Annotated in this window: 10 protein-coding genes, 1 pseudogene and 1 other annotated feature; of the genes and pseudogenes, 3 read left to right on the top strand and 8 right to left on the bottom strand. The window is 30.8% G+C overall.

The window, feature by feature from the left end:
• Positions 1 to 165: a transposase gene (locus K292_RS19595; RefSeq protein WP_281168556.1), complete on the top strand. Its 165-nt coding sequence runs from the start codon at positions 1 to 3 to the stop codon at positions 163 to 165.
• A gap of 170 nt (positions 166 to 335) precedes the next feature.
• Here the strand turns inward: K292_RS19595 and hcp are convergent, their stop codons facing one another.
• From hcp to infC, 8 genes are all read right to left on the bottom strand, one after another.
• Positions 336 to 1,892, bottom strand: a complete 1,557-nt coding sequence (gene hcp, locus K292_RS0112455; protein ID WP_027400100.1) for a hydroxylamine reductase — start codon at positions 1,890 to 1,892, stop codon at positions 336 to 338.
• Positions 1,893 to 2,128: 236 nt separating this feature from the next.
• On the bottom strand, positions 2,129 to 4,255 hold the full coding sequence (locus tag K292_RS0112450) for a DNA topoisomerase 3 (protein ID WP_027400099.1): 2,127 nt from the start codon (positions 4,253 to 4,255) through the stop codon (positions 2,129 to 2,131).
• A 108-nt stretch (positions 4,256 to 4,363) separates the two neighbouring features.
• On the bottom strand, positions 4,364 to 5,134 hold the full coding sequence (gene sigG, locus K292_RS0112445; protein ID WP_027400098.1) for an RNA polymerase sporulation sigma factor SigG: 771 nt from the start codon (positions 5,132 to 5,134) through the stop codon (positions 4,364 to 4,366).
• A gap of 104 nt (positions 5,135 to 5,238) precedes the next feature.
• Positions 5,239 to 5,943, bottom strand: a complete 705-nt coding sequence (gene sigE / locus K292_RS0112440; RefSeq protein WP_037373197.1) for an RNA polymerase sporulation sigma factor SigE — start codon at positions 5,941 to 5,943, stop codon at positions 5,239 to 5,241.
• Positions 5,936 to 6,853, bottom strand: coding sequence for a sigma-E processing peptidase SpoIIGA (locus tag K292_RS0112435; RefSeq protein WP_027400096.1), 918 nt, complete (start codon positions 6,851 to 6,853; stop codon positions 5,936 to 5,938). The genes sigE and K292_RS0112435 overlap by 8 nt, the downstream gene beginning before the upstream one ends.
• 89 nt (positions 6,854 to 6,942) lie before the next feature.
• Positions 6,943 to 7,299: a 50S ribosomal protein L20 gene (rplT, locus tag K292_RS0112430; RefSeq protein WP_027400095.1), complete on the bottom strand. Its 357-nt coding sequence runs from the start codon at positions 7,297 to 7,299 to the stop codon at positions 6,943 to 6,945.
• Between the two features lie 23 nt (positions 7,300 to 7,322).
• Positions 7,323 to 7,523: a 50S ribosomal protein L35 gene (gene rpmI, locus K292_RS0112425; protein ID WP_027400094.1), complete on the bottom strand. Its 201-nt coding sequence runs from the start codon at positions 7,521 to 7,523 to the stop codon at positions 7,323 to 7,325.
• 21 nt (positions 7,524 to 7,544) lie between these two features.
• Positions 7,545 to 8,069 carry a translation initiation factor IF-3 gene (gene infC, locus K292_RS17150; protein ID WP_037373196.1) on the bottom strand — a complete coding sequence of 175 codons (525 nt, stop codon included), beginning with the start codon at positions 8,067 to 8,069 and terminating at the stop codon, positions 7,545 to 7,547.
• Positions 8,070 to 8,075: 6 nt separating this feature from the next.
• Positions 8,076 to 8,199: a sequence feature (ribosomal protein L20 leader region), on the bottom strand.
• Between the two features lie 550 nt (positions 8,200 to 8,749).
• On the opposite strand from infC, the gene K292_RS17145 reads away from it, so the two are divergent.
• Complete coding sequence (locus K292_RS17145; protein ID WP_051280721.1) at positions 8,750 to 10,150, top strand: sigma-54 interaction domain-containing protein; 1,401 nt, start codon at positions 8,750 to 8,752, stop codon at positions 10,148 to 10,150.
• A gap of 367 nt (positions 10,151 to 10,517) precedes the next feature.
• Positions 10,518 to 10,903 (top strand): annotated as a pseudogene (locus K292_RS17140) (hypothetical protein); the annotation flags it as partial.

Below are 10,903 nucleotides of genomic sequence, written 5' to 3'. Positions count from 1 at the left end.
ATTCAATCAGAGGGAACTTTTGGAATAATAAAATGGAACAGGTCTTACAAAAGACTATTTAGGAGAGGACTTAAAGGAGTAATTCTTGAACTTACTTTAATTTCTTGTGGTTACAACTTATATAAATATTACAATAAGCGAAATCGAGTTGCATTGGTGGCATAATAGAAATCGAAAAATAGCCTTCAAAAAGATAACTCCTTATTTTGTGCACTCATTTTTCAATGATATATATTGAAAGCACTATAAAAATTAAAAATCCATCATCATCGAAATTATCTCCGATGATGATGGATTTTTTTAGAGACTTATTTTACAGCCCCTTTTTTATCTTTTTATCCAAGTATCTTTTTTAAATCTTCTTCTGGCGTTGATATAGGTGAAATATTATAGTTTTTCACCAAGATATCCAAAACATTTTTTGATACAAATGCCGGAAGTGTAGGTCCCAGATATATATTTTTAATGCCAAGGGCAAGAAGTGAAAGCAAAATACAGACTGCTTTTTGTTCGTACCAGGAAAGTACCAATGTAAGAGGCAAATCATTCACTCCGCACTCAAATGCTTTTGAAAGTGCTACTGCCACTTGAATTGCACTATAGGCATCATTGCATTGACCCATGTCCATTATCCTTGGTAAGCCTCCGATTTCTCCGATATTCAAATCGTTAAATCTGTATTTACCACAAGCAAGAGTCAATATAACAGAATCATCAGGTGCTTTCTTTACAAAATCAGTATAATAATTTCTGCCTGGTTTTGCTCCGTCACAGCCTCCTACTAAAAAGAAATGCTTTATATCTCCATTCTTAACAGCTTCAACAACCTTATCTGCTACTGATAATACTGTACCTCTTGCGAAACCAGTTGTAAGTGTAGTTCCTCCATTAATTCCTGTAAACACTTTATCTTCATCATAACCACCAAGTTCCAATGCTTTCTCAATTACAGGGGTAAAGTCCTTATCACTTCCTATATGCATCATCTGAGGATATGCCACAACTTCAGTTGTAAAAACTCTGTCAGAATAACTTTCTTTTACAGGCATTAAACAATTTGTAGTAAATAAAACTGGTGCAGGAATATTATCAAATTCCTTCTGCTGATTTTGCCACGCGGTACCAAAATTGCCTTTTAAGTGAGGATACTCTTTAAGTTTTGGATAAGCGTGAGCCGGAAGCATTTCACTGTGTGTATAAACATTAATTCCCTTATCTTTGGTTTGCTCTAATAGTAAATACAAATCATATAAATCATGTCCAGAGATAACTATAAAAGGACCTTTTTCTATCTTCATTGTTACTTTTGTAGGCTCAGGAGTTCCATAAGTATCCGTATTAGCCTTGTCTAAAAGAGCCATACATTTTAAATTGACTTCACCGGTTTTAAGTACAAACTCTAAAAGTTTATCGGTATCATTTTCATATCCAACCGCATACATTCCTTTATAGAAAAAGTTATTCACTTCTTCATCTGAATATCCTAATACTAAAGCATGATATGCATATGCAGCCATACCTCTAAGCCCGAATAAAATTAATGATTTCAACGACCTTATGTCCTCATCATCATTCCAAATCAATCTCATATCAAAATTTTCATTATTATCATTGTTACTAACTTTTTTAGTTTTATCCATTTGCTTTAAAACCGCATCTCTGTCAAAGTTTACATTTGTAACTGTTGTAAATAATCCCTCAATCATAATTTTATGAGTTTGAGAGTCAGCTAAAGCTCCCCCTTCAATTTTCTTGGCAAGCTCTATTAAAGCCCCTGTAAGTTCATCTTGAATATTAGAAACCTCCTCAGTTTTACCACATACCCCCATACATCCTTGACATCCACTTCCCTTTGCCGTTTGTTCACATTGAAAACAAAACATATTTGACATATTATTACCTCCTAAATATTATTTTTAAATTTTTATTATTTCTAACTTATGCTTTAACAATAATATAAAAAAAGTAATAAATCTGTTGCAAATGCAACAGATTCTAAAAATTATTTTTTATTTGTAATAATCGTTTTAAAATACTTAAAAATTTTTATTAACATGAATAATGGCTTACAAACTTAAATTATATCTAATTATAAATATGCTTTATCATATTAAATAACAAATAAAATTTATTTATTTTCCGGGAAATATAGTTTAAAATTCACATATTGCCCGGTATCATGCATGAATATGTAAGCCGAATATGTTTTATCCTTTTTTTCTGAATAAAGTCCTACTGCTTTTATCCTTCCCTTTAATAAAAAAGCTTTTACCATAGGCTTTGTAAGGGGTTTCCTCTTGCTTGTAAAAAATTTATCATTTTTCCATATAACAAAATTACATTCCCTGCCCGACTCACAATAATAATTTGTCTTTCCTTCAAAGATATTTTTTCCGCACCTAGGACATTTCCCAATAATTTCCTTACCGTTTTCTGCATAATTATCTTTATAATTTCCTATCAATTCTTTTACAAAAACTTCAATATCAGAAATAAACTCTTTGCCTGTTAATTCACTTTTATATATCTGCTCTAATTTTTGTTCCCATTCTGCTGTTAAAACAGCACTTTTAACTTTTTCGGGTACAACATCGATAATTTCATATGCCTTATTTGTGGGAATAAGATTTTTACCTTTTCTTTCTACAAATCCTGTTTTAATAATGCGTTCAATAATTCCTGCCCTGGTAGCAGGTGTTCCAAGCCCGGCTCCAGCCACTTCTTTACGCAATTCTTCATCTTCCAAAGTTTTCATTGCATTTTCCATAGCTGAAAGTAATGTATCTTCAGTATAAGGTTTTGGAGGTTTTGTACTTTTTTCTTTTGAAGTAACTACTACATTCTCAATAACCTGTCCTTCTGATAAGGGAGGAATAATTTCTTCTTCTTTTTCCTCTGTATTTTTCTTTTTTTTCTTTTTTTTCTCTTCTTTTTTTATTTCTTTTAGCAAATCAGTTAAATGAGATGAAATTTCTTTAAATCCCATTTCAGAGATTTGCCTGCCTGTAACTTTAAATTCTTCTCCTTCAATATCTAAAATTAATTCAGTCTTTATATATTCATATGGAATATATACTGCCGTTAAAAATTTATATATGATAAGCAATAATATACAAAACTCATTTTTTGATAATTTATCTGATGCTTTACATGCTTCTATTGTAGGAATAATGGCATGATGATCCGTTACTTTCTTATCATTTATTAATCTGTCAAAATCAGTGATATTTAAATTGTAAATATCTATAGTCTTTTTATTGATAAATGATGCATTTATTAAAGATTTTAAAATAGCCTTTGAACTTTGATCCATGTCAGAAGTTAAATATCTGCTATCTGTTCTTGGATAAGTTATAAGTTTCTTTTCATATAAATTTTGTGCTGCATCTAAAGTTTGTTGTGCTGATAATCCCAGCATTTTATTTGCTTCTCTTTGCAACGTTGTAAGATCGTAAAGTGCTGAAGGATTTTCCTTCACTAAAGTTTTATTCATGGACTTTACCACAGCATTTTTACCATTACACTTTTCTATAATCTTATTGCTTTCTTCTTTATCCTCAACTCTTTTAGATGCATTAAAAATATACCCGTCATAATTGCACTCAGCATTCATTATGTAAAATGGCTTTGATTCAAAGTTATCTATAGCCTTTTGTCTCTCAACAATTAAATTAACCGTAGGAGTTTGAACTCGTCCTACATTTAAAGGTTTATTTGACATACATGCAAAAAGTCTGGAAAAATTTATACCTACAAGCCAATCAGCTTGAAGCCTGCAAAGGGCTGCATCATATAATCTGTCATAATCACTACCGTTTTTAAGCTTATCAAATCCATCCTTAATAGCTTTTGTTTCCATTGAACTGATCCATAGTCTCTTAAAAACTTTCTTACACCCTACTTGATTATATACTAATCTAAAGATTAATTCTCCTTCACGACCAGCATCAGTTGCACATATGAGCTCTTCAACATCTTTTCTCTCCATAAGTGATTTTACAATATTAAATTGCGACTTTACACCTTCCGATACTCTATATTTCCATTCATCTGGTATTATAGGCAGATCAAAAATTCTCCATTTTCTATATTCTTCTTTATAATTTTCAGGCATTACTGTCTCTATTAAATGGCCTACACACCACGATACTAAATATTCAGTACCGGAATAAAATCCATTATGTTTTTTTGTAGATCCCATTACTTTGGAAATTTCTGCTGCCACACTTGGTTTTTCTGCAATAATTAATTTCAATCAAGTTCCCGCACTTTCATTTTTTATTTTGAACTATTATATAATAACATAGATTTAGCAAAACATACAAAAGGACAAATAAATTATTTGTCCTTTTACTTTTACATCCTATACATATTTTCTCATATATTTTAATGCATTTTTTTCAAGTCTGCTAACTTGAGCTTGACTGATTCCAATTTCATCAGCCACTTCCATCTGGGTTTTTCCCTCAAAAAATCTCATAGTTAAAATATGTTTTTCACGACCCGATAATTTTTTCATTGCTTCGGAAAGAGATATATTTTCTATCCACTTGGAATCTGTATTTTTAGTATCTTTCACTTGATCCATTACATAAATAGCATCTCCATCATCATGAAAAACAGGCTCAAATAACGAAATAGGGTCTTGAATCGAATCTAATGCCAAAACAACTTCTTCTCTATCAACTTCAAGGTCTTTTGCAATTTCACTTACAGTTGGTTCTCTTTGAAGTTTTCTGGATAATTTTTCTTTAACTTGAAGTGCTTTATATGCCATATCCCTTAAAGATCGGCTTACTCTTATAGCATTGTTATCTCTTAAATACCTTCTTATTTCCCCAATTATCATAGGTACTGCATATGTGGAAAATCTCACACCATGAGAAGTATCAAAATTATCTAATGCTTTTATAAGACCAATACAACCTACTTGAAATAAATCATCAGGATTTTCTCCCCTATTGTTAAAACGCTGTATCACACTTAGCACAAGCCGGAGATTTCCTTTTATAAATTCGTCCCTAACCTTTGTATCTCCCCCTTTTATCTGTTCTATCATTCGCTTCATTTCAGCATCTTTATAGACCGGCAGCTTAGATGTATTTACACCACAGATTTCAACTTTGCTAGCCATAAATAAGGACCTCCGCTTTCCTGTTTTGCCCCCTTAAGCAAATCATTTTGCGTATACCTTATTTTTAACGAAAGAGGTATATTTTATTCCGTATATTTTGTTTTTTAGCCTAGCTTTTTTATTTCTTTTCTAAGTCTGGTTATAATCTTTTTTTCTAATCTTGAAATATAAGATTGTGAAATTCCCATCTCATCTGCTACTTCTTTTTGAGTCATTTCCATACCGCTTATAAGGCCAAACCTCATCTCCATGAGCTGCCTTTCCCTCTTTGTAAGCTTTTCAAGTGCATATACAAGCAAATTACGATTTACTTCCTCTTCTATGTGATTATAAACTATATCATTATCAGTCCCCAATATATCTGATAATAAAAGTTCATTTCCGTCCCAATCCACATTCAGAGGTTCATCAAAGGAAATCTCTCCTTTTGTTTTATTATTTCTGCGTAAGTACATCAATATCTCATTTTCAATACATCTTGATGCATATGTAGCTAATTTAATATTTTTTTCAGGATTAAAAGTATTTACAGCTTTAATTAATCCAATCGTTCCAATAGAAATTAAATCTTCTATATTAACACCTGCATTTTCAAACTTCTTTGCAATGTATACGACTAATCTAAGATTTCGTTCGATAAGAACCGTTCTCGCATCCGGATCATTATTCACCAGCTGATCTAAAAAAAATTTTTCTTCCTCTGGCTCTAAAGGAGGTGGCAAAACATCACTTCCTCCTATATAAAATACTCCCTCAGGATTTTTACCTCTAAGCAGTAAAAGTAATCTATATAAAATTGTCTTATACATCACATGCAATACCCCCTTCCAATACCTCTCTGTTTAACAGCAAGTCATATTCAAATTCTTTGCTTCCCCTTGCAAAGTGTTCTTGACTAATCGCTAAAATAGCTCCGTCCATTTTTCTTTCCCCCTGTTTGTCTTTTATAATCATACTGTCCGACCTAAAACCAATAAGCATCCCCTCATTCTTCCCCACAGAATGAAAAGGAATAAGTTTTAATCTCCCACAAAATTCTGTCTCCATAATTTTTTTGTAAACCATATCCCACATAATATCTTTGGTTATTAAATCAACAATATCTTCCGGTAATATTTTAACAGCTATCCTCTTAGAAATAATAGATACTGGCTTGCCCGAAATAGGATCTCTAAGAAAGTTTCCTGTGTCTACAAGTCCATTAACCACAATTACCTTTTCATTTAAAAAAATTTCCACTTGTCTTATGGTTTTATCATTTAATAATCGCCCCTTAAGAAAAGATGCAAGCCCACTCATTGCTAAATAGGTTAAAAAACATCCAAAAGCTACATTTATGTAAGTTGGTCCTGAAATATATGTAGAACTATTATTTGTTACCCCTTCTGCTCCGAAAAAATACATAGCTCCAATGGTAATCCCACCCATCGCAAAACTGACAATATAAAAAATCAGTATTATTTTTCCAAAGAGCTTAACTCTACCAGGCCAAAATACAAGTACTACTACAAGTCCCGAAAACGCTAACTTAGATACTACTGCTAAAAAATTAGACATATCCTCGAAAAATATAGTAAACGAATAAATCCCACACAAGACTCCACCTAATACAAGAAATACTTTTTTAGGTTTTATCCCACAAATTTTACTCGTTAAAATCAGTATTATCATTCCAATAATAAAATTTTCTAAAAAAAGATATTCCGCATAAATTACCACATAAAAAAACCCCCTTTCTTGTATAATCCATTTTAGATTATAGACTGAAAGGGGGGCGAATTATGTCAAAACGTAATGTCGATTTGTTTTTATTTCACAGCCTTCTTTGCTGTCTCAACTAGCTCTTTAAATCCTGCAGCATCATAAACTGCCATTTCTGAAAGCATCTTTCTGTTAATTTCAACTCCAGATAACTTAAGACCATTCATCATCTTACTATATGAAATTCCATTCATTCTAGCTGCTGCATTAATTCTTGCAATCCAAAGTCTTCTATATTCTCTCTTCTTATTTTTTCTTCCTACATATGCAGAACGAAGAGATCTCATAACAGCAGGGTTAGCAGCTCTAAAAATTTTACTTTTAGCTCCATAGAAACCTTTTGCCTGTTTTAATATTTTCTTATGTCTTTTTCTAGCATTTAATCCTTTTTTTACTCTTGCCATTTTATCTTACCTCCAAATTTCTCTTACTTGCTTAATACTGATTTAATTCTTTTTAGGTCTGCACTTGTTAAAGTAGTAGCCTTTCTTAAGCCTCTTTTTCTCTTAGCGCTCTTTTTAGTAAGAATATGGCTTTTATATGCCTTGTTTCTCTTTACTTTTCCAGAACCAGTTAACTTAAATCTTTTCATTGCTCCTCTATGGGATTTCATCTTATTTTTCGCCATTTTAATCGTTTCCTCCAAATGTTATTTATCAATTTTCGGTGCTAAAATCATAATCAAACTTCTTCCTTCAAACTCTGGTTTCTTTTCTACTACTCCCATTTCCGAAATAATCTCAGCAAATTTAGCCATAACAGCTTGACCTTTGCTGATATAGTCTCTTTCTCTTCCCTTAAATCTTAAACTTACCTTAACTTTATCTCCTTCTTTTAAGAATTTAGTAGCATTGTTAGCTTTTACGGTAAGATCATGTTCTTCAATAAACGTACTTAAGCGAATTTCCTTAACCTGAGTAATCTTTTGCTTTTTCTTAGCTTCTTTTTCTTTTTTCTGAAGCTCATATCTGTATTTTCCGTAATCAAGAATCTTACAAACCGGTGGCTTTGCCATTGGGGCAATATTAACCAAATCCAGCTTACTTTCAATAGCTAAATTCATGGCCTTGTCTATGCTCATAATCCCCAATTGTTCTCCATCGCTACCTATAACTCTTACTTCCTTGTCACGAATTTCTTCGTTGATTTGATTTTCCTTACTAATGTCTGGCACCTCCTAAAAATACTAAAAAAGCGGGTAGAATACCCGCTGCAATAAAACAAACCTATTTGGTTTTCTTAGTCTTATTAACCTAAGTAGCTTTTGCCCTAAGGTGAGAAGCGGATAACTTCTTCTTTATTACTAAATTATGATAACATTTCAATAAATATGTGTCAAGTATTTTTTATAATAATACTAATAATTTATGATTTATTTATGATAATGGCACTCTTAATTTTTTAATATTTTTTGTAAATATATTTTACTAATAATTTAAAAATTATTATAACTCAAATATGCAAAAATTCCACTACCTTATATAATTTAAATATAAAAACTATGAAAATAAAAAGTTTGAATTTCTTCAATTACCTTTTTACATAAAATATATGATTTTATGTAAAATTTGAATTATAATATATGTATATACAAATAATTTTGTTTTATATACAAGACTAAAAATTACTCATTAAATTCTATTAACAATGTGAAATCTCTACTAACAATTTATATTCTTTTGAATGTCAGTTTATATTACATAGATAATTAATGTATAAAGTATTCTTAATTAAAAGCCAGTCGACTGTTTATAAAATATATTATATAATATAGAAAAAATATATTTTAAATTACATTTTTATATATTACCTAAAATTCCCGCAATAAGTTAATAAAATAATAGGAGGTAAAATATGCCTAATACTAAGAAAAACTTAGCAACGCTTTCAATTGATGAACTAGTCCCAATCTTAGATAGTATAAGTGATGCTATATTCATAGACGATGCACAAGGTTACACCATATGGGTTAATAAAGCAAGTGAAGAACTATATAAAATAAAAAGAGCAGATATTATTGGCAAGCATGTCTCTTACCTAGAACGTTCAGGCATTTTTACACCTTCTGTTGCCTTACTTGTTATGGAACAAAAAAAAGAAGTAAACATTATACATGAAAACAAAGATGGTAAAAGACTTCTCACAACAGGAATACCAATTATGGATAAAGAAGGTAATATGACTAAAATAATTACTACATCCAATGATATAACAGAACTTATTAATTTACAAAATGCATTGGAAGATGCACAAAATACAATTCATGGACTAAAAACCCAAGAAAATTTATTCTATGATAATGTAGTGTTTACAAGCCGTTCAATGTATAATGTAATTCAATTAACAAAAAGATTAGCAAATGTAGATTCAACTGTACTAATTACAGGTGAATCAGGAGTAGGAAAAGGTGTTATTGCAAAATTACTGCACGAAAATGGCAATCGAAAAGCACACCCTTTTGTTACCGTAAATTGCGGTGCCATTCCGGAAAACCTCATTGAATCAGAGCTCTTTGGATATGAAAGAGGAGCTTTTACCGGCTCTAAAAACGAAGGTAAAAAAGGTCTGTTTGAAGTAGCTCAAAAAGGGACAATCTTTCTGGATGAAATATCAGAATTACCTTTGAAAATGCAAGTAAAATTACTTCAGGTAATTCAGGAAAAAGAGATTACAAAAATAGGTGGTATTACAAATATACCTGTTGATGTGAGAATTGTATCCGCAACAAATAAGGATCTTATTTCCTTAGTACAATCAGGTCAATTTCGAGAAGATTTATATTATAGACTTAATGTGGTTCCCATTAGTGTTCCTCCATTAAGAGAACGATTGGAAGATATTATTCCTTTAATTAAAATGACTTTAAATAAACAAAATAAAAAATTTAAAGAACATAAAGAATTGGATTCCGCTGCATTAGCTATATTGATGAAATATTCATGGCCAGGTAATATTAGGGAATTGCAAAATTTGATAGAAAGATTAGTAATAACAACTAAAGGTAATGTTATACTCCCTGAAAATTTACCTTCATTTATTCTCGAAGAAACAAGGCAATACCAAGAAAAAGACATTACAGTCCATAAAATTTCTAATCTAAAAGAACTATTGGATACAGCAGAAAAAGAAATACTTGTAAAGTCATTAGAGCAATGCAAGTCTACAAGAGCAATGGCAAAAATGCTTGGAATCAGTCAGCCTACCGTAGTTAGAAAACTCCAAAAGCACAAAGTTTTAATCGGTGATACAAAATAGTATCACCGATACATTTTTGTATCTTTTCTGAAAACTACATAATTTTCAGACTTTTTATTAAATTATATATATTTTTTATAGATTTCGATTCATTTTTGTATCGATTTTTTGTACATGTTCTTCTAAAAATTCTAAAACATATAGTTTTTACTATTCTTTTCAATTTTTTTCTTCTCGTTAAAATCCTTTAATTTCAAAGCTTTTCACATTTCATTAATTATTATTATTAAACTTTATATTTCATTTAAAACTTTATTATTTACTTTGGCACAGCTATTGCAATTTATGTAATTGTAACTGTAAAATACAATATAAAAATACAATTACATAATCAAAGTTATAAATTATTTTAAGGAGGAATATAAAAATGTCTATTAATTATGCAGAATATGTGGCAACACTAGTAAAAAAAGCTAAAGCCGCTCAAGAAATTGCTGAAGGTTTCACTCAGGAAAAAGTTGACCAACTTACAGCTGCCGTTGCTTATGCTTTAACCAAACCTGAAGTAGCTCTTAAGTTTGGTGAAATGCTTGTTGAAGAATCTAATATGGGTGTTCCTAAAGACAAAGAACTAAAAATGTATGGTAAAGTTAAAGGTGCATATTATCAAATGAAGGGGCAAAAATCTGTTGGTCTTATAGATGTAGATGAAAAAATGGGTATGGAAACATATGCTAAACCTATGGGCGTTATCGGTGCTATTATTCCTGTAACTAACGGTGAAGCTACTCCTGTAGTTAAATCACTTATGGC

The sequence above is a fragment of the Anaerovorax odorimutans DSM 5092 genome (assembly GCF_000426305.1).
Lineage (GTDB): Bacteria > Bacillota > Clostridia > Peptostreptococcales > Anaerovoracaceae > Anaerovorax > Anaerovorax odorimutans.
Note: the sequence above shows the minus strand (reverse complement) of the source record. Positions and strands in the feature narration are given on the sequence as shown.